General features: G+C 71.1%; 16 protein-coding genes. 13 read left to right on the forward strand and 3 right to left on the reverse strand.

Annotated elements, in window-relative coordinates; all coding sequences use genetic code 11:
• Positions 1-138: 138 nt before the first annotated feature.
• Together ACIQAC_RS14440 and ACIQAC_RS14445 are read right to left on the reverse strand one after the other, a co-directional pair.
• Positions 139-2,082 carry a helix-turn-helix domain-containing protein gene (locus ACIQAC_RS14440; protein ID WP_402190452.1) on the reverse strand — a complete coding sequence of 648 codons (1,944 nt, stop codon included), beginning with the start codon at positions 2,080-2,082 and terminating at the stop codon, positions 139-141.
• Positions 2,083-2,570: 488 nt separating this feature from the next.
• Positions 2,571-3,476, reverse strand: a complete 906-nt coding sequence (locus tag ACIQAC_RS14445; protein ID WP_402190455.1) for a hypothetical protein — start codon at positions 3,474-3,476, stop codon at positions 2,571-2,573.
• 424 nt (positions 3,477-3,900) lie between these two features.
• Between ACIQAC_RS14445 and ACIQAC_RS14450 the strand changes: the two genes are divergently transcribed.
• Positions 3,901-4,794: a transketolase gene (locus ACIQAC_RS14450; protein WP_402190458.1), complete on the forward strand. Its 894-nt coding sequence runs from the start codon at positions 3,901-3,903 to the stop codon at positions 4,792-4,794.
• Positions 4,795-4,854: 60 nt separating this feature from the next.
• Here ACIQAC_RS14450 and ACIQAC_RS14455 read toward each other — a convergent pair whose 3' ends face one another.
• Complete coding sequence (locus ACIQAC_RS14455) at positions 4,855-5,730, reverse strand: LuxR C-terminal-related transcriptional regulator (protein ID WP_402190460.1); 876 nt, start codon at positions 5,728-5,730, stop codon at positions 4,855-4,857.
• A gap of 183 nt (positions 5,731-5,913) precedes the next feature.
• On the opposite strand from ACIQAC_RS14455, the gene ACIQAC_RS14460 reads away from it, so the two are divergent.
• The 12 genes from ACIQAC_RS14460 to glgX all read left to right on the forward strand — a co-directional run bounded on the left by ACIQAC_RS14460 (position 5,914) and on the right by glgX (position 19,803).
• Positions 5,914-6,156 carry a hypothetical protein gene (locus tag ACIQAC_RS14460; protein ID WP_402190463.1) on the forward strand — a complete coding sequence of 81 codons (243 nt, stop codon included), beginning with the start codon at positions 5,914-5,916 and terminating at the stop codon, positions 6,154-6,156.
• A gap of 43 nt (positions 6,157-6,199) precedes the next feature.
• Complete coding sequence (locus ACIQAC_RS14465) at positions 6,200-7,549, forward strand: sugar phosphate nucleotidyltransferase (protein WP_402190755.1); 1,350 nt, start codon at positions 6,200-6,202, stop codon at positions 7,547-7,549.
• A 57-nt stretch (positions 7,550-7,606) separates the two neighbouring features.
• The gene (locus tag ACIQAC_RS14470) at positions 7,607-8,308 is read left to right on the forward strand and encodes an SDR family oxidoreductase (protein WP_402190465.1); all 702 of its coding nucleotides are present in this window, start codon (positions 7,607-7,609) and stop codon (positions 8,306-8,308) included.
• Between the two features lie 314 nt (positions 8,309-8,622).
• Positions 8,623-9,825: an IS701 family transposase gene (locus tag ACIQAC_RS14475; protein ID WP_402190468.1), complete on the forward strand. Its 1,203-nt coding sequence runs from the start codon at positions 8,623-8,625 to the stop codon at positions 9,823-9,825.
• Positions 9,822-11,231, forward strand: a complete 1,410-nt coding sequence (locus tag ACIQAC_RS14480) for a maltokinase (RefSeq protein WP_402190470.1) — start codon at positions 9,822-9,824, stop codon at positions 11,229-11,231. The genes ACIQAC_RS14475 and ACIQAC_RS14480 overlap by 4 nt, the downstream gene beginning before the upstream one ends.
• Positions 11,232-11,547: 316 nt before the next feature.
• Positions 11,548-12,249, forward strand: coding sequence for an EthD domain-containing protein (locus ACIQAC_RS14485; RefSeq protein ID WP_402190472.1), 702 nt, complete (start codon positions 11,548-11,550; stop codon positions 12,247-12,249).
• Positions 12,250-12,333: 84 nt separating this feature from the next.
• A complete protein-coding gene (locus ACIQAC_RS14490) occupies positions 12,334-13,170 on the forward strand; it encodes a type 1 glutamine amidotransferase domain-containing protein (protein ID WP_402190474.1) in 837 nt (278 codons plus the stop codon).
• Between the two features lie 86 nt (positions 13,171-13,256).
• Positions 13,257-14,894 carry a thiamine pyrophosphate-binding protein gene (locus tag ACIQAC_RS14495; RefSeq protein ID WP_402190476.1) on the forward strand — a complete coding sequence of 546 codons (1,638 nt, stop codon included), beginning with the start codon at positions 13,257-13,259 and terminating at the stop codon, positions 14,892-14,894.
• Positions 14,895-14,897: 3 nt separating this feature from the next.
• Positions 14,898-15,497: a DJ-1/PfpI family protein gene (locus ACIQAC_RS14500; RefSeq protein ID WP_402190478.1), complete on the forward strand. Its 600-nt coding sequence runs from the start codon at positions 14,898-14,900 to the stop codon at positions 15,495-15,497.
• A gap of 3 nt (positions 15,498-15,500) precedes the next feature.
• Positions 15,501-17,348 carry an AGE family epimerase/isomerase gene (locus ACIQAC_RS14505; RefSeq protein WP_402190481.1) on the forward strand — a complete coding sequence of 616 codons (1,848 nt, stop codon included), beginning with the start codon at positions 15,501-15,503 and terminating at the stop codon, positions 17,346-17,348.
• On the forward strand, positions 17,345-17,686 hold the full coding sequence (locus ACIQAC_RS14510) for an STAS domain-containing protein (RefSeq protein WP_402190483.1): 342 nt from the start codon (positions 17,345-17,347) through the stop codon (positions 17,684-17,686). The genes ACIQAC_RS14505 and ACIQAC_RS14510 overlap by 4 nt, the downstream gene beginning before the upstream one ends.
• Positions 17,687-17,697: 11 nt before the next feature.
• Positions 17,698-19,803 (forward strand): glycogen debranching protein GlgX, encoded by a 2,106-nt coding sequence (gene glgX / locus ACIQAC_RS14515; protein WP_402190485.1) that lies wholly within the window; start codon positions 17,698-17,700, stop codon positions 19,801-19,803.
• Positions 19,804-19,832 lie beyond the last annotated feature (29 nt).

Below are 19,832 nucleotides of genomic sequence, written 5' to 3' on the forward strand. Positions count from 1 at the left end.
CGCTCGGAGGTCGTCATGCGTGGGTACGGACTTCGCCCCGCCCCGGCACTCAACCCAACGGCTGTGATCCAGGACACCTCTGCCCACCGGAACCCCACGGGAATCCCCTGCGACACCTGAGAAAGGGCGAGTTGTGGTTCAGGGCCGGTGCCGGGTCCAGGTGCCCACCAGGGGTACGGCCTGGCCGCGCAGGGCGTGCCGGGTGCGGCGCAGCCGCAGCGCGAGCTGGACTTCCAGGGCCTGGACGGGCTCCTGCCAGCCGGGGCCGAGCAGTTCGGTGATGCGCTCCAGGCGGCGGGAGACGGTGTTGGGGTGGACGTGCAGACTCTCGGCGGCCCGGCGCGGGGAGCCGCCCGCGGCGAAGTACGCCTCCAGGGTGCGGGCGAGCTCGGTGTCGTGCCGTGCGTCGTATTCGAGTACGGGGCCCATGGTGCCGGCGATGAAGGCCGCGGTGTCGGGGCTGTCGGCGAGCAGCAGGCCGAGGAAGCCGAGATCGCGCGGGGTGGCGGTGGTGCCGGTGCCGCCGAGCGCGGTGAGGGCGTCCAGGCAGCGCCGGGCCTCGGCGTAGGAGCGGCGGACTCCGCGCGGGTGGCTCACCGGGCCCGCGGAGCCGGCGGTGACGGGGTGGCCGATGGCCGCGCTCAGCGCCGCGGCGGCGGCCCGGGCGGCGTGGGAGGCGTCGCTGCCGGGCAGCACCAGGACGAGGCGCTCCTCGTCGGTGGTCTTCAGACCGGCGTGGCGGTGCGCGTAGGAGGAGGACCAGACGAGGGCGCGGCCCTGCGGTCCGCCTTCCGGGCGCAGTACGAGGACGACGTGCGGCTCTTCCAGGTCGACCCCGAACCGGCGTGCGCGCACGGCGAGTTGGTCGATGGAGCGCGGTGAGGGGGCGATCAGCTCGGTGAGCAGTTCGTCGCGGCTGGAGCCCTCGGCGGCGGTGGCGCCCGCGCGCATCCGCAGCAGTACGGAGACGGCCTGGGCGAGGGCCTGGAGCAGGGGTTCGGGTTCGGGGCCCGGCCGGTCGCCGGGGGCGAGCACGATCGTGCCGAGGATGACCTGGCCGGCGTGGGCCGGACAGAGCCACAGACCGTCGGCGGTCCGGACGGGGGCGCGTTCGGCGTGGGCGTCGAGGGTGCGCTGGAAGAGTTCCGCCTCGTCGGCGTCGGGGAAGCCGTCCGTCCTGGTCAGGGTCCGTCCCACGGAGTCCCGCACCATCAGCGGGCCGCCGAGGTCGGTGACCGCGCCGGCGACGAGTTCGTCCAGGCCGCTGCCGCGCAGCACGGTGTCGATGAGACCGGTGCGCAGCTGGTTGACGCGCCGGTCGTGGTCCGGGGCCCGGGCGTCGGGCGCGGTGGCCGCGGGCGCGGTGGCGTCCCGGGGGGCGTGGCCCAGTAACCGGGCCTTCTCCACGGCCACGGTGACGAGGTCGCCGAGGGAGGTCAGCAGGGCGATCTCGGCGGCGCCGAAGTGCCGGACGGCGCGGTCGGCGACGTAGAGCGCGCCGGTCATGGTGTCGCCGGACTTCAGCGGGACCACCAGGACGGCGTGCAGCCGCTCCTCGCGGACCATGCCGTCGACGACCGGGACGTGCGGGAACCTCTCGTCCGTCAGGTAGTCCGGGGTCCAGAAGGGCCGGGAGGTGGCGGCGGCCGCGGTGACCGCGCCGCCGGACGCGGGCAGCCGGAAGCCCTCGGACAGGGGGTTGTCGAGGCCGTCGACGGCGTGGGTGCGGGCGTGGCCGGTGACCGGCTCGACGAGGTTGATCCAGCCGACGTCGCAGCCGAGGAGGTGCCGGGCGCGCCGGACGGCCACGCCGAGGAACGTCTCCAGGTCGTAGGGCAGGGTGAGTTCGCGGGCGGTCTCGGCGAGCGCGTCGAGGCCGGCCTCGCGCTGCCGGCGGTCGGCGGCCAGGGCGTGCGCGTCCTGGGCCAGCCGTCTGGCGCGCTCGCGCAGGGCGGGTTCCTCCGGGGTCGTGCGCGTCGCGGGTTCCGGCGGTTCGCCCTGGTGGCGGGGGGTGGTCTCGACGGCGAGCAGTTCGATGAGTCCGAGCAGCCCGTCCTCGTGGAGACGATCCTCGTCCGGCACCGCGCGTCACCCCCCGACCGCGCTCTGGGGAACACCGAGGATCCCCCATGAGCTCCCGCGAACCTAGAGGGACCTCGCCACCAGCGTCAACAACGGGCGGAATCAGTCATTCCGATCTGTTGTCGGACCACGGCGTCCCAGCTCACACGGGGGGTGGGTGATCCAACCACCGCCCAGCCGCGCAACGTTGTTGTCCGAACACCTTCCGTACGCACGGCCCCGCGGGGCAGCCTCGGTGCGGGGCGGTGTCCGGGCAGGCGCCGCCGCACGTCCACGACGGGGGGAGGACGAACATGTCCTACGACAGCGGAGTTCGCACGCGGCGCAGACGTCCCGCGGGTGGCGGAGGCTCCCCGCCGGGACGGCCGGGGCGATGTCGAGGGGTCCCGCCGGACCGGCGGGCGGTCCGCGCGCCCGCGCCGGGCCACGGGCTCCGGCCCGCCCGGAACGGGCCGCGTCCGGCGGGTCCCTGACGGACGCCGGGCGGGTCAGCCGCCGCGGTCGCCGGTGAGCGCACGGTCGCGCGCACCGGTGCCGAGCCGGTCCAGCCGGATGCCCGGACAGCGCAGGGCGTCCAGTTCGGCCCGGCCGCGGATGTACTGGTTGAGCAGGGTGTCACCGCGGGGCCCCGGCCCCGGACAGGCCCGTTCGGCCTGCGCGGCGGGCACCGTGTGTCCGGTGTTCCAGCCGACCAGCGCGGTCAGATGCCTCGGGGTGGAGTGGGTCCACAGCAGCCGGGGCGGCTGGGCGCCGCCCGCGCGGAGCACGGTCCACCACTCGTCCCCCAGGCGTTCCTCACGGATGCGGAACAGCACCCGGGCGAGTGCCAACGATGTCCTGACCCGGCTGCCACCCGCGCCGCGCCCGTCGAGGCGGGCGTTGACGGCGGCGTCGACCGTGCCCACCGGCACGGAGGTCACGGCCGTGCAGAGCGACAGCGGCACCCCACGGGCCAGCGCCCGCTCCAGACCGGCGAAGTACGCGTCGAGAACCCGGCGGTACGCCTCGGGAGTGGTCACCGGACCGATGTCGACCCGCAGCCCGCGGCCCAGCGCCTCGGCCGTGGCGGCGAGTCCGGCGGGGTCCGGCACGATCCGCACGAGCAGGTTGGGGCGCCGTACGGCGGCCGCCTCGGCCGGGTCCAGTGCGGCCGACACCAGACCGGTGCGGCCGTCGCCGGACAGATGGGCCGGGAGCAGTTCGTCGCAGGCGGCGCGCGCCTCGGCCGCCGTTCCGGCCGCGCCGACCAGGCCCTGGAAGGCCTCCGGCGCACCTGTCACCAGCCGGCGCAGCGTCGCGCCGGGCACCCGGTCACCCGGGTCCTCCGCCAGCCATACCGCCACGCCTTCGGCGGCCAGTTCGGCCCGTACGGAGGCCGCGGATCGGCTGGACATGCGAAGGGAGCGTAGAGCAGTGACACCGGCTGAACCAGGCCGCACGGCACGCACAGTTCGGGCGGGATGCCGCCGGACCCGAGAAGAGGGCACCGTATGCGACCGGACACCGCCCCCGTCCCCGTCCGCCGGGGCCACGAGCCCACGGCGATCCGGGCCCGAACGGCCCGCCGCACCACAACCGACGACGAACGAGGAGACGGAGCCCCGGGGTTACACCCCCGACACGGCCCCGACACCGACGCACGCCACGCCCGTACCGACCGGCCGGGACGCCGACGCCGCACCAACCGGTCGGGACGCCAACGCCGCACCAACCGACCGGGACGCCGACGCCGTACCGATCGGGCAGGACGCAGACGCCGTACCGACCGGGCAGGACAGCTCGGGTGGGGGACACGATGACAAGGGGCGTGTGGGGGTGGTGAGCGGGGGTCGGGCGGGCCCGCGGATCGGGCTGTCGGGATTCGAGGCGTACTGCGCCGAACTCAACGCGCTGGCCGCGTTCGACGGGCGTCTGGTCTGTCTGGCGACGACGGTCGGCCGGCACGCGGGCCACCCCTTCGAACGGGCCCACCCGGAGCGGTTCTTCGCGCTGTCCGGCGTCTCCTCCGCGATGGTCGAGGTCGTCCGGGGTCTGGTGGCGGCCGGCTTCCGGCCGTTCGTGTGCACCGGGCCCGGCCGGACGCCCGCCGCCCTGCGCGCCCGCTATCTCGCGGCCGGCGCCCACGTGGTCGCCCCGGCGGCCGGGCTCCTCGACGACGATCCGGTGCTGCGGAACCTGGGCGGCGTGACGCTCGCCGAGCCGTGCGGGGACGCGGAGACCCGGGCCGTGATCCGGGCCGCGGCGGCCGTGGACCGGCCCTTCCACATAGAGGTCGGCGGCACTCCCCGCTCCTACTGGCCCCGCCCCGACCAGGGCTCCGGCGCGGCACTGCCGCCGCTCGTCTGGGAGTCCACCGGGGTGGGCGAGAGTGCGGTGTGCCTGGTCTCGGTGGGCGACTACGGAACGGGCGTCGCGAGGGCCGCGCGGGCGGCGGCACCGTGGCTCGCGCACGCGCATCTCGTGTACCGGGACGACGAGCAGTTGAAGGCGGCGGCCGGTGAACTCGCCCTGCGACGGGGCGGGTTCGTGGTGACCGGCGTCCGCCCGACCGCCGGCGGCGTGCCCGACCTGCTCGCCGGCCTGCTGCCGGGCCGCACGGTGACCGCTGTGACGGGCGGCGCACCACGGTACGGCTCGGGCGCCTCGGCGGACGTGGAGGCGGTACTGCGGACGGCGAAGGGGCTGTGGTGGGGGGTGGGAGGTGCCGGTTGACCGTACGGGCCGGCCGTACGGCGTGCGGGTGGTGGTGTGCGGCCGCCCCGGCCGGCCGGCTCAGGGGCCGGCGTCGTCGACGAGGGAGGACTTGGCCAGGGTGTAGGCGAGTTGGGCGCGGCTGCGGCTGTTGAGGGCCTCGGACGCCTTCTTGATGTGCGCCGAGACCGTACGGGTGCTGATGCCGAGCCGTTTGGAGATCGCGGAGTCGGTGTGGCCCTCGATCATCAGCCGCAGGACCGCTCGACGGGTCTCGTCGGTGAGCAGCGGGGGCCGCCCGTGGTCCTGGGACATGTTCACCGGCTGGGCACGCTCCCACGCGTTGTCGAAGACACCGGCCAGGTAGTGGACGATCGCGGGGTGTTCGATCACCAGGGCGGTGGTGTTGACGTCCATGAGCGGATCGGGGATGAACGCCACGCTCCGGTCGTAGATGATGAGCCGGTCGAAGAGTTCGTCCAGGGTGCGTACTTCGGCGCCCGCCGCGGTGACCTGCTCGATGTAGGCGAGCGTGGGTCCGTGGGTGCGGACCGTGTGCTGGTACAGCGTCCGCTGTTTGACGCCCCGGGCGCCGATCATCAGGTCGTGCGGCAGCGCCCTGGCGAGGTGGTTCACCTCTCGTGGCCCGCCGGGCTTGGCGGTCAGCATCTCCTCCACACACGCGTCGCGGGCCTTCTGTATCGCGGCGTCGATGATGTCCGGGCCGCGCAGCAGCCGTACCGCCGTGCCGGACCCGCGGCTCTCCTCCCGGTAGACGTCCTCCGCGGCGATCAGCGCGTCGTGGATCGCGGCGATCGTGTGCTGCTGAACCAGCACCGCCCGCTCGATCGGACGCCGCAGTTCGTTGCTCGCGATGTCGGGCGGTACCGCCCCGAGGAGTGCGGGGTCTTCGGCCAACGGCCGCAGCAGCCCCAACTCCAGGAGGCATTCCGGCACTTCGCCGCGTATGGGGCCCTTGGCTAACGCGCGGCGGTAGGCATCCAGACCCCTGTCGCACACGCGGACAACGTTGGACTGTGGACTTATGTCCGGGTTTCTACACATCTAACCCCCCTTCCGGTTTCTGCACTGCACCTTCCCGATGCTACCCAAACCCGCATTGCGGGTCTTCGGTGCGTAATGATTCTGCATGTCGAAGCGGCATCCGCTTTCGGCCAACGGGAGGGAAAGAAAATGGAATTCAATCGAACCGTCAAGGTTCTCGCGGCAGCCATGTTGCCCGCCATGACCGCGATCGGCGCCGTATACATTTCACCGAATGGCGAGATCTCGACCCAGGCCGGCGTATACCCCGCCCAGGCGTCCCATGTGACGAGCATCATCCACACGACGGACGACCCGGACGACAGCAACTGGCCCTAATCGCGAAACACACCTCGGAAAATCTCAACACGTTGGGGGCGTGATGAGCACGAAGCGCGAAATCGTCGGCATCATTCTGGCCGGCGGTCGTGGAGAACGGGCGAAGCCGATCACCCTGGAGTCCGCCGACTACATCAGGAGCAAGGCACTCATCCCGTTCGTCGGCCGACGCCTCGTCGAGTGGGTGCTCCAGGCCTGCCGCGAGCAGGGCATCCGCCGCTTCTACGTGGTGACGCACGGTCTGGAGAACCGCAACCAGATCAAGCTGCTGCTCGGCCACGGCGAACGCCACGGCGTGCAGATCACCTACTCCCGCTCCCGCTACGACCGTTACAACGTCGGATCCGCCGGCGCCACCCTCCACAACCTGGAGCAGTGGGACCTGCAAGGACCGGCCCTGGTGCTGCCCGTCGACTCGCTCTTCGACTTCGACCTCTCGGAGATGGAGCGCACCCACGACGAGCGCGGCGCCCTGGTGACCATCGCCTCCGTCGCCCGCACCCCCACCGAGATCGCCCACAAGTACGGGGTGATGCGGACCGGGGAGACGGGTCTGGTGCGCGGCTTCGTGGAGAAGCCCGCCGAGACGGAACTGAGCGAGCTGTTCCCGCACATCGACCGCGATCCGTACGCCGTACTGCCCACCAACGCGGGCATGTACCTCGTCGACTGCGGCCGGCTGCGACTGCTCGCCCGCGAACCGGAGCTCTTCCGGCGCTCCCACCAACGCCTCGACTGGGGCAGCGATCTGCTCCCCTGGCTGGTCGAACAGGGCCACCCGGTGGCCACGCACACCATCGGACGCCTCGGCGACCTGGGAAACGTGCCGGACTACCTGGACACCGTACGACTCGTGCTCAACGGCGCGTACGAGCAGATGAACCGGCTGATGGACCCGCCCGACAGCGGTGCCGCCGCCACGGGCCGGCGCTGGATCCACGAGTCCAGCCTGCGCACCAAGGACGACGTCACCGGCACCACCCTCGCCCAGAAGATCGAGGAGGGCTCGGTGGTGATCGGGGCCGGCGTCCGGATCGGCCAGGACGTGGAGATCGGCCGGGGAGTACGCCTGGAACACGCGGACGTCGGCGACGGGGCCGAGATCCGCGAGGGCACCACCCTGGTCCGGTCCACCGTCGGCGAATCCGCGGTGATCGGCCGCTGGGCCGACATATCCGACAGCTACATAGGCCCGATGGCCGAGCTGCGCTCCGAGCGCGACCGGCCCATCCGGCTCGAACGTCACTCGGCGGTCGGCGACGGAGCCGTCCTGTGGCCGGGTGCGCGCTACTGCGGGGTCACCGTGTACCCGCGCCTCAGGGTGCCCGCACTGTCGGGTCTGCCCGCAAGGACCGAACTCAGGAGCGCCGAGGACATCCTGCGCTGGATGTGAAGCGCGGCGCTCTTCGACGTTCGACGTTTCGACCAGGAGCGACCAGGAGGGGATCCCATGGAGAACCCCATCGCCGTCGTGGGCGGAGCGGGCCGACTCGGCACGCGCGTCACCCGACGCCTCATCGAACAGGGCCATCAGGTACGGGTGGTGAGTCGCCGGCCGCAGGCCGGCCGGCTGCCGCTCGGAGTGGAACTGCACCGCGCCGACGTCCGCTACGCCGACACTCTGGCACCGGCACTGCGGGGATGTGCCGGCGTTGTGTTCAGCGTGGAACCCGGCACGGCGAACTCGGGGCCCGACAGCCCGGAGACCACCATGTACGACGGGGTGCGCAACATGCTCGCCGCCCTCGCGGACCACGGCGAACGACCCCATGTGGTGCTGGTCAGCCAGATCTTCGTGACCCGCCGCGAACACCCGATGAACGCGTACGGCCGGCTGCTCGACTGGCGGCTGCGCGGCGAGGACGCCGTGCGTGCCGCCGGGCTGCCGTACACGGTGATCAGGCCGAGCTGGCTGACCGACGACTCGTTCGCCGGCTGCGGTGTACGCCTCGAACAGGACGACCGCGGGGACGGCTGGGTCTCCCGGGGAGCCGTGGCGGAGGCCTGTGTGCAGGCGCTGCGGGTCCCGGAAGCCTCGGGACGCACCTTCGAGCTCTACAACGAGCCCGGCGAGGCGCCCTCCGACTGGTCCCCGCTGTTCCGCCGTCTCACCCCCGACCGGATGCTCGCCTGGTCCGGCCGCGGCGGCTGACGGCACGGCCCGCGGGGCCGGCCACGGCGTAGGCCGCCCCGCTCGCCCGCCGGACTTCCATCCCCCGGACCGGCGGGCACCGCAAGGACCCGGGACCGGACCTGACGGCAGCGCCCCGCCGCCCGGTCCCGGGTCCCCCTGCCCCCTCCGTACGACACCTGACGACAACCGAATTCGGCATTCCGGATGAGCGACCGCTCTCCGGACCGGGTCCGGTGCGCCCGCATGCGCCCGGAAACGCGGCGGACGGGCTTGTTCCGCAGGTGCCACGGCGGGAAATCAGCTTGACTTTCAGAAGGGCCCCAACAATGGCCATGGAACAGCGGCAGAATCTGCCCGGCGAAATCACCGAGGAAATATTCTCCGAGGTTCTCGACCGGGCCTTCGAGTCCATTCCACGCAGCGACCAGAGACGCTGGGCAGAGCTTTATGTACGGGGCCTGCTCACGGTCGAGGGAAAGAAGACCATGCGCGGTCTCGCGGGTGGCGCGGGCAACAGCGTGGAGCAGAGTCTCTATCAGTTCATCACAAAGTCGACCTGGCAGTGCGGACCGGTCCGGCGGGCCGTGGCCGCACTCCTCACCGAACGCCTCAACCCGCGCGCGTGGGTGGCGCATCCACTGGTCATCACCAAGATCGGTGAGCACTCGGTGGGTGTGGAGCGCCAGTGGGTGCCGCACATCGGACGGATCGTCAACTGCCAGCAGGCCACCGGCATCTGGCTGGTCTCCGAGCAGGGCAGCTGTCCGGTCGACTGGCGGCTCGCGCTGCCCGAGTGCTGGACCGACCAGCCCGAGCGGCGCCGGCGGGCCTCCATTCCGCGCAACGTCGACGCCTGCCCGCCCGAGATCTGCGCGATCGGCTCGGTCGACCGGATGGCGACCGAGTGGCGGCTGCCCGGCCGTCCGGTCGTGATGGATCTGCGGGACGCCGATCCGTACGCCGTCTGCGCCGACCTCAACGCCCGTCAGATCCCGTTCGTGGTCCGCATCGACCCGGCCTCGCGGTTCGCGCTCCTGGAGCCGTTCCCGCAGGCCCAGAGCGCCGAGCAGACGGGCACCGCCGACGCGCTGACCTCGGCGCTGAGCCGCACCAGCATGCCGGTGGAGTGGTACGACCACACCACCGACACCGTCCGGGCCACCTCGGTCGGCACCACCCGGGTGCGGATGCGGCGCCGGCGCGCGGGAGTCGCCTCGCCGAGCGAGCGGCAGGAACTCGTGCTGCTCGGCGCCTGGACCGCGCGCGGGCGCCGGACGCCCGGCGAGTACTGGCTGTCCAACCTGTCCCGGCCGCAGCTCGGCACGGTCTACCGCACCGCGATGCTCTCGCGGCGCGTCGAGGACGACCTGTCCTCGGTCACCGACCGGCTCGGCGCCCGGGACTTCGAGGGCCGTTCGTTCCGCGGCTGGCACCACCACATGACGATGGTGACCGTCGCGCACGCCGTCAGCATGCTGTCCCGTACGAGCCGGACGGCCACCGTGTCCGCCGACCGCACCCGGGTGCCGGCGTGAACGCGCCCGTGTACGCGGCGGACGCGGCCCGTCTCACCGGCGAACTGCGCGCCCTGCTGCCCGGCTGGATCGCCGGGCGGCGCTGGTTCGCGGGCAAGGGAACGGCCGCCCCGGTCGTCGAACCGGTCCTCGTCGACCTGATCCACGAGGGTGACCCGGCGCTGCTCCAGCTGATCGTGCGGGCCGGGCAGCCGGGGCACGAGGAGTGGTACCAACTCCTCGTCGGCGTCCGGGACTCGGGCCCGCCGCCCCCGCCGGACGCGGTCATCGGCCGGGTCTCCGACTCCGGCCCGGTGCTGTACGAGGCGACCGGTGACCCGGAGCTGATGTCCCGGCTGCTCGCGCATCTGGCGGCCGAGGACGCCGACGGGGTGGTCGAGTGCCACCGGGTGGCCGGCGCCGACATCCCGGCCGGGCTGCCCGCGCGGGTGCTCACCGCGGAGCAGTCCAACACCTCGGTGGCCTACGGCGACCGGCTCATCCTCAAGGTGCTGCGCCGGCTCCAGCCCGGCCCCCACCCCGAGCTGGAGATGCTGACCGCGCTCCAGCGCGCCGGGGACGTGCCGAGCGCGCATCCGCTGGCCTGGATGCAGACGTCCGACGGGTTCGCGGCGGGCCGCACCACGCTCGCCATCCTCCAGCGGTTCGTGCCCTCGCGCGGGGACGGCTGGGCGCTGGCCACCGCGGAGGCGGCCGACTGCATCACCGGCGAGTGCGCCTCGGTGACACCGCTCGGCGGCTTCGCCGACGAGGCGCAGGCGCTGGGGCGGGCCACCGCGCAGGTGCACGGCGCGCTGGCGGAGCAGCTGGAGAGCCGGGACCTGGCGGCGGCGGAGGTCGGTGAGCTGGCGGCGGAACTGTCGCGCCGGCTGGAGACCGCGCTGGACGAGGTCCCGGAACTCCTGCCGTTCGCGCGGGAGTTGCGCGACATCCACCACGATCTGCGGGGCATCGCCCAGCGGGGGCATCCGCTGCCCGTGCAGCGGGTCCACGGCGATCTGCACCTCGGGCAGGTGCTGTGTGCCGAGACCGGCTGGGTGCTCATCGACTTCGAGGGTGAGCCGGGGCATCCGCTCGCGGAGCGCCGCCGGCTGCAACCCGCGGTGCGGGATGTCGCCGCGATGCTGCGGTCCTTCGACTACGCGGCGCATCATGCGCTGACGGAGGCGGGGGTGCGTGGGGGGCGGTACGCGCGGCGGGCGTCCGCGTGGGCCGCGCACAACCGGCGGGCGTTCATGGAGGGTTACGCGTCCGCGGGGGGCACGGATCCCCGCTGCACCCCCGTCCTCCTCCGCGCCTTCGAGGCGGACAAGGCGGTCTACGAGGCCGTGTACGAGGCCCGCAACCGCCCGGAGTGGCTACCGATCCCCCTAACGGCAATCCGCCGCCTGACGTCCCGGGGGTGACCCCGGCCGTTGCGCCGCGCAGCCAAGCGTTGCCGGTGTGCCGGCGTGAGAGTGACTGCGGGGGCGTTGCGCAACCCGGCGCGACGGGGTGCCGCCGCGCCCACCCGTGCCGCCCTGCGGCACGCCTGCCCGCGGCTACGTGAAGAGGCTGTTAGGGGCGCGGGGAACTGCGCGATCAGCCACTTCGCTGCTGCACACGAAGGAACAAGTCCAGCCACCCCCCACGTCAGATAGTCGCCAACACTTCATTGCCCCCAACCAGGTCCCATGGCCACGATTCATATCGTCCGGACCGGTGTGGAACAGGAGAAATTCGATGATCCACCAGTTCATTCTGGCGGCGCCCAAGCCGGGCATGACCGCACAGGAATTCCAGGATTACTGGGTAAACACACACGCGGTGCAGTACGCCGCGAAAATCCCACAGATCCGGAAGTACATGGTCGACACCGTCGTCGACATCGAGGGGAACCTGGGCACACCCGCCCTCCCCCACCAGGGCATCGCCGAGATCTGGCTGAACCCCGAGGAGCAGATCGCCTCGTTGCAGACGGACGAGTTCCTCAACGGCGCCCGCCTGGACGAGCCCAAGTGGGCCGCGTTCTGGATGACCCTCGTCGTGGACACCACCGCGCACGAGATCGTCGCGGGCCCCCCGCTCGCCAAGGGCCAGGACTGGGTCAAGCTCACGGTGCTGCTCAAGCGCCGCCCGGGCCTCGACCTGGCCGACTACCGCAAGCGCAGCCTCGACGGCTACGCCGGCACCGTCAAGGAGCTGCCCGGCCTGCGCCGCTACCTGCACGCGCACACCGTCGACGGCGCCTACGTCTTCGGCGAGTCGGCCTTCGACTCGGTCGAGCAGCTGTGGTTCGACGACGTACCGGCCCTCGAAGCGGCCCTGCGCTCGCCGTACTTCACCGAGCGGATCACGGCCGCCCGGGACGAGATCGCGGACCCGAAGTACGTGTTCTCGATCGCCGCCAAGGAGAACTGGATCATCGGCCCCGAGGCCCGCTGATCCCCCGTGCCCATCCGCCCTTTCCGGTGGCTGCGCCGCCCGGAAGCGGCAGCAGACCCCGCACCTACTACCCAAGGAGCAGGCGTGGCCAGGAGGAACGCCAGGAAGATACTCGTGATCCTGTCGGAGTACGGCTACTGGGGCGAGGAACTCGTCGGGCCGCTGCACCACTTCGACCTGCGCGGTTACGAGGTCGTCTTCGCCACCCCGACCGGCAAGCGGGCGCATGCCCTGCCGCCGTCGATGGACCCCGAGTACATCGACCCGCCGCTCGGCCGCTCCGTCACCTCGGAGCGGGTCGCCAAACTGACCAAGGAGATCGACGAGTCGGACCGGCTCGACAACCCGATCGACATCTCCAGCTGGGTGCCCGAGCGCCCGTACACCGCGGACGACGACTATCTGCGCAAGCTGGAGGCCTACCACCGGGCGCTCGACGTCGTGGCCCAGGAGATCGAGGACTACGACGCGATCCTGCTGGTCGGCGGCTCCGGCCCGGTCGTGGACCTCGGCAACAACGAGCGGGTCCACGCGCTGATCCTCGCGTTCCTGGCGGCCGGCAAGCCGATCGCCGCGGAGTGCTACGGCGTCACCGCTCTCGCGTTCGCGCGGGACTGGGAGGACCGGAAGTCGATCGTCTGGGGCAAGCACATCACGGGCCACTGCAAGGAGTACGACTACAAGGACGGCACCGGCTTCCTGGGCACCGACTTCAACATGGGCCCGCCGCCGTACCCGCTGGAGTACATCCTGCGTGACGCCACCGGTCCGGAGGGCCGCTACCACGGCAACTTCGGCAAGGAGACCTCGGTGATCGTGGACTACCCGTTCATCACGGGCCGTTCCACCCCGGACTCCTATCTGACCGGCGAGAAGATCGTCGAGGTCCTAGAGGACGATCTCCGCCGCTTCGGCTGGTAAACGGCCGCGAATCTCCCACGCGCGGCCGGCCAGGTATTCCGGCCGCCCGTGGGAATTCCCCAAGGTCCCAGCGAGAGAAGGAAGAAATGGCCAGGCAGGGCAACGCGGCGATCATCGAGCAGTTCATCGCCGACGGAATTCCGTATATGTTCGGCAATCCAGGAACGGTCGAGCAGGGCTTTCTCGACGCGCTGGAGAACTACGACGAGCTCCAGTACGTCCTGACCCTCCAGGAGACGGTCGCCGCCGGCATCGCGGACGGGTACGCCCGCGCCACGGGCCGCCCCGCCCTGTTGCAGCTGCACAGTGGCGTCGGTCTCGGCAACGCGATCGGCATGCTGTACCAGTCCAAGCGCGGCCACACCCCGCTCGTGGTGATCGCCGGCGAGTCCGGTGTGCAGTACGAGTCGATGGACGCGCAGATGGCGGCCGATCTGGTCGCGATGGCCCGCCCGGTGACGAAGTACGCGACCCGGGTCACCGACCCCGGCTCCGTGCTGCGGGTGCTGCGCCGGGCCATGAAGATCTCGATGACCGCACCCCGGGGCCCGGTCTTCGTCGCCCTTCCCATGGACGTACTGGACGCGCCCAACAGCGAACCAGTGGTGCCCAGTTCGTTCCTGAACACCGCCGCCGTCCCGGTGCCGGCGCTGCTCGAACAGGCCGCCACCCTGCTGGCCGGTGCCGAGCGGCCGCTGGTCCTGGTGGGCGACGGCGTCTCCGCCTCCGGCGGCCAGGCCGAACTGACCCGGGTCGCCGAGCAACTGGGCGCCGACATCTGGGGCGTGGACTACTCCGAGGTCAACCTCGACGCCCGCCACCCGCTCTACCGCGGACAACTGGGCCACATGTTCGGCGCGGTCAGTACCGGGATCGTCGGGGACGCGGACGCCGTGCTCATCGTGGGCACGTATGTCTTCCCGGAGGTGTTCCCGAACACCGGGACGCCGTTCCGCAAGGACGCACGGATCGTCCACATCGACCTCGACGGCTACGAGATCGCCAAGAACCACCCGGTGAGCCTCGGTCTGGTCGCCGACCCGAAGGCGACCCTCGGTGCCCTCGCCGACCAGCTCGAAGTGCGGCTCTCCGGCGCCGACCGCACCCGGGCCACCGCCCATCTCCAGCGCCGGCGCGCCGAGCAGCCGCTGCTGCCCGCCGACGACGGCTCGCTGCTCAACACGTTCCTGCGGCAGCTGGCCGCCGAGGCGCCCGAGGACCTGATGGTCTTCGACGAGGCGCTGACCGCGTCCGGACCGCTCAACGCGCATCTGCCCGGACGGCTGCCCGGCCACTGGTTCTCCACCCGCGGCGGCTCGCTCGGCGTGGGCATCCCGGGCGCCCTGGGCATCAAGCTGGCCCACCCGGACAAGACCGTCATCGGCTTCACCGGCGACGGCGGCTCGATGTACACGTTCCAGGCGATGTACACGGCCGTCCGGCACAACATCGGCGCCAAGTTCGTGATCTGCAACAACCGCAGCTACAAGCTGCTCGACCTGAACATCGAGCAGTACTGGCGCGAGCGGGGCGTCCAGCCGCACGGCTACCCCACCCCGTTCGACCTCTCCCACCCCGACCTGGGCTTCACCGAGATCGCCCGCGGCTTCGGCGTGGACGGGGTGCGGGTGGACGACAAGAGCCAGGTGACGGACGCCGTGAAGCGGATGCTCGCGGACGACCGCCCGTTCCTGGTCGACCTGCGCACCACCGAGGGGGCCTGAGCCATGTCCGCCGTACCGTCCCGGGACGGGATCCTCTCCGGCCGCCGGATAGCGGTCCTCACCGAGAGCGACTTCTACGAGCCCGAGATCTCCTACTACCAGCGCCGGTTCGCCGAGGAGGGCGCCGAGGTCCACCTCGTCACCCGCCTGTGGGGCAACAAGGCGATCACCTTCTCCGGCCACGAGTACCGGGCGCCGCTCGTCGTCGACCGGAGTCTCGAAGACCTCGACGACCGCCGGCTGCGCGAGTACAGCGCGCTGATCGTGCCCTCCGGCATGGTCGCCGACCGGCTGCGCTACACCGAGGACATCGAGCGCCTCGCCCCCGCGACCGACCTGCTGCGCCGGGCGTTCGCCCGGTCCGGGGTGGTCAAGGGGATCATCTGCCACGGCATGTGGCTGGCCGCCTCGATCCCGTACGTGGTGCGCGGCCGCAAGGTCGTCTGCCACAACAACCTGATCGGCGACGTGCGCAACATGGGCGCCAACTACGTGGACCAGGACGTCGTCGTGGACGGTGACCTGATCACCGGGCGCACCGGCGACCACTGCCATCTCTTCGCCAGGACCATCATCGACGAACTCGTGCTGCGAGGTGCGTGACACATGACCAGCAACCCCGGCACCGTGGACTTCACCTTCTCCGACACCATCGCCGGCCGCGTCACCGCGTTCGACCGCGCCGCCCGCGAGGTCACCGTGGTCACCGCCGACGGCCGCTCCTTCGTGATCGGCCTGGACGGCGATCCGAGCGCGGAGCTCCTGCACAACCTGGGCGAGCCCTACCAGGACGCCTCCGGCCACATAGACGACCTGCTCACCGAGGGCCGTTTCCTGCTGGCGTACGGAGTCTTCTACCCGCAGCGCGGAGGACTGCGGTTCGAGGCCAAGCGTCTGGTGTTCACCGGCCGTGACACGGACGACTTCCGGTTCGAGGAGGGCGGCTGGTGGGTGCGGCAGATCCAGGAGATCGCCGCCTTCTACCGCAGGGCCCAGTTCGGCGACGGGCCGGTCGACTTCAGCGAGTACCGCACCGAGATCCGGCTCAGCGGCGACAAGACCGCCAGCCACATCCAGGAGACCGACACGATCTCCCGGCTGGTGTACGGCATGGCGTCGGCGTTCCTGCTGACCGGTGAGGACGAGTACCTGGAGGTCGCCGAGCGCGGCACCGAGTACCTGCGCCAGCACATGCGGTTCGTCGACACCGACGAGAACGTCGTGTACTGGTACCACGGCCTGAAGGTCGACGGCGACACCGAGAAGAAGCTGTTCACCTCGGAGTTCTCCGACGACTACGACGCGCTGCCCGCCTACGAGCAGATCTACGCGCTGGCCGGCCCCATCCAGACGTACCGGATCACCGGTGACCCGCGGATCAAGTCCGACGCGGACGCCACCATCCGGCTGTTCGACCGCTTCTACCTGGACGCGGAGCAGGGCGGCTACTACTCGCACATCGACCCGATCCTGCTCTCCCCCGACCACGAGTCCCTCGGCCCCAACCGGGCCCGCAAGAACTGGAACTCGGTCGGCGACCACGCCCCCGCCTATCTGATCAACCTGTACCTCGCGACGGGCGAGAAGGCGTACGCCGACATGCTGGAGTACACCTTCGACACCATCGCCGAGCACTTCCCGGACCCGGAGACCAGCCCGTTCGTCCAGGAGCGGTTCCACCAGGACTGGTCGCACGACACCACCCACGGCTGGCAGCAGAACCGGGCGGTGGTCGGCCACAACCTGAAGATCGCCTGGAACCTGATGCGCATGCACTCGCTGCGCCCCAAGGACGACTACCTGAAGCTGGCGTCCGGCATCGGCGAGACCATGCCCGACGTGGGCAGCGACCGCCAGCGCGGCGGCTGGTACGACGTCGTGGAGCGGCTGAAGGCCGACGGCGAGGACCGGTTCCGGTTCGCCTGGCACGACCGCAAGGCCTGGTGGCAGCAGGAGCAGGCGATCCTCGCCTATCTGATCCTGCACGGCCTGACCGGCCGCGAGGACTTCCGTACCGAGGCGCGGGACGCCCAGTCCTTCTACAACGCCTTCTTCCTCGACCACGACGAGGGTGCCGTCTACTTCAACACCCTCGCCAACGGGCTGCCGTACCTGCTGGGTGTGGAGCGGCTCAAGGGCAGCCACTCGATGTCGATGTACCACTCGGCCGAGCTGTGCTACCTGGCCGCCGTCTACAACAACCTGCTGATCAACGGCAAGGCGATGGACTTCTGGTTCAAGCCCGACCCGTCCGACCTGCCCGACCGGCTGCTGCGCGTCGCGCCCGACCTGCTGCCGCCCGGCGCGGTCCGCATCGAGAGTGTCGAGATCGACGGCGAGGAGCACACCGACTTCGACGCCGGCGCCCTGACGGTGCGCCTGCCCGACACCTCGGGCCGCGTCAAGGTCAGGGTGCGGCTCACGCCGAAGACCCCGACGGAGGTGACGGCATGACCGTGAAGCTCACGTCCCGGATGGAGGGCACCTGCTGTGTGGTGGCCCTGGAGGGCGAGATCAACTCGTCGACCTCCGGCGGCCTCCAGGCCCAGCTGCTGCCCTTCATCGGCCAGGACTCGCGGGTCCTGGTCGACCTGACCGGCATCAGCTACATCTCCAGCGCCGGACTGCGCACCCTGCTGATCGTGCACCGCAGGGCCCAGCAGCTGGAGGCCACGGTGACCCTGGTGGGTCTCTCCGACGAGGTGCGGTTCGTGATGTCGGCGACCGGCTTCCTCGACTTCTTCGAGATAGCCGACGATCTCGGCTCCGCACTGGAACGCGCGGGCCGATGACCGTCCAGGACATGCGAGAGCGCGTCGACGGTTTTCCGACGCGCCGGATCTCCGGTTACCGGGTGCGCGCGGGACATCCCTTCCCGTACGGCGCGCACCCGGTGCCGGGCGGGATCACCTTCTCCGTGTACTCCGACCGCGCCACCTCGATGAGCCTGGTGCTCTTCGAGAACGGCGCCCGGGAGCCGCTGGTGGAGCTGGAGTTCCCGCCCGAGTTCCGCATCGGCAGCGTGTACGCCATGACGGTGTTCGGCCTGGACGCCGAGAACCTGGAGTACGGCTTCCGTGCCGACGGCCCCTTCGACCCGGCGGCCGGCGACCGGTTCGACCGCACCAGGGTGCTCAGCGACCCGTACGCCCGGCTGATCGCGGGCCGTGACGTGTGGGGCGCCGAGCCCGACTGGAGCGATCCGTACCAGTACCGGGCGCGGGTCCTGGAGGACGACTTCGACTGGGGCGACGACACCCCGCTCGGTATCCCCACCGAGGACCTGGTGGTCTACGAGACCCATGTGCGCGGCTTCACCCGGCACCCCTCCTCCGGGGTGTCCGCGCCGGGCACCTACGCGGGCCTGCGCGAGAAGATCCCGTATCTGCGCGAACTGGGCGTGAACTGCGTCGAGTTGCTGCCGATCTTCGAGTTCGACGAGCTGGACAACCCGCGCACCGACCCGGTCACCGGGGAGCGGCTGCACAACTACTGGGGCTACAACACCGTCTCCTTCTTCGCGCCCAAGGCCGGTTACGCGGCCACGGGACGCTTCGGCATGCAGGCGGACGAGTTCAAGTCGCTGGTGAAGGAGCTGCACCGGGCGGGCATCGAGGTCGTCCTCGACGTGGTGTTCAACCACACCGCGGAGGGCAACGAGATGGGTCCGACCATCTCGTTCCGCGGCCTCGACAACGCCACGTACTACATGCTCACGCCGCGCGGCGAGTACTACAACTTCAGCGGCACCGGCAACACGGTCAACTGCAACCACCCCGTGGTGCGCGACTTCGTGCTGTCCTGCCTGCGGTACTGGGTCGCCGAGTACCACATCGACGGCTTCCGCTTCGACCTCGCGTCGATCCTGGACCGGGCCCCGGACGGCACCCCGCTGCCCAACCCGCCGCTCCTGGAGCAGCTCGCCGCCGACCCGGTCCTGCGCCACACCAAGCTGATCGCCGAGGCGTGGGACGCGGCCGGCCTCTACCAGGTCGGCAACTTCCCCAACTACGGCCGCTGGTCGGAGTGGAACGGCAAGTACCGCGACACCGTACGGCGCTTCGTCAAGGGCGAGCCGGGTCTCGTCGGCGAGCTCGCGACCCGGATGGCCGGCTCGCCGGACCTCTACCAGGGCCGTACCTCCTCGGCGTCCGTCAACTTCATCACCGCCCACGACGGCTTCACCCTGAACGACCTGGTCTCGTATAACGACAAGCACAACGAGGCCAACGGCGAGGGCAACGGCGACGGCGCCAACGACAACAACAGCTGGAACTGCGGCGAGGAGGGGCCGAGCACCTCCCCGCACGTCCGCGAGCTGCGGATGCGGCAGATGAAGAACCTGATGGCGATCCTGCTCACCAGCCAGGGCGTCCCCATGTTCGTGGCCGGCGACGAGGTCGGGCGCACCCAGCTCGGCAACAACAACACGTACTGCCAGGACAACGAACTGTCCTGGTTCGACTGGGGCCAGGTCGGCAGCAACGCCGAACTGCTCGACTTCACCAGGTCGTTGATCGCGTTCCGGCACGCCCATCCGGTGCTGCGCAGCTCGGTCCACCCGACCGGCGCCGACCGGGTCGGCAGCGGCTACCCCGACATCAGCTGGCACGGGGTGCGCGCCTGGGCGCCCGACTGGTCCAGCCACTGCCGGGTGCTCGGTCTGATGCGCTGCGGCCGGCACGCCAAGGGCGGCAGCATGCCCGACGACCATGTGTACGTCGCCGTCAACGCGCACTGGGAGCAGCACGAACTGGAGCTGCCCCGGCTGCCCGAGGGCCAGTCCTGGCACCTGTTCGCGGACACCTCGGCGCACAGCGCGCAGCGACTCGGCGCCGAGCCGCCGCTTCAGGATCCCGGCCGCTACGACCTGGGACCGCACTCCGTGGTCGTACTCGTCGGCCGCTGAACCATCCCAACCCCGCGCCACGCAAGGAG

Source organism: Streptomyces sp. NPDC088387 (assembly GCF_044753385.1).
Classification (GTDB): domain Bacteria; phylum Actinomycetota; class Actinomycetes; order Streptomycetales; family Streptomycetaceae; genus Streptomyces.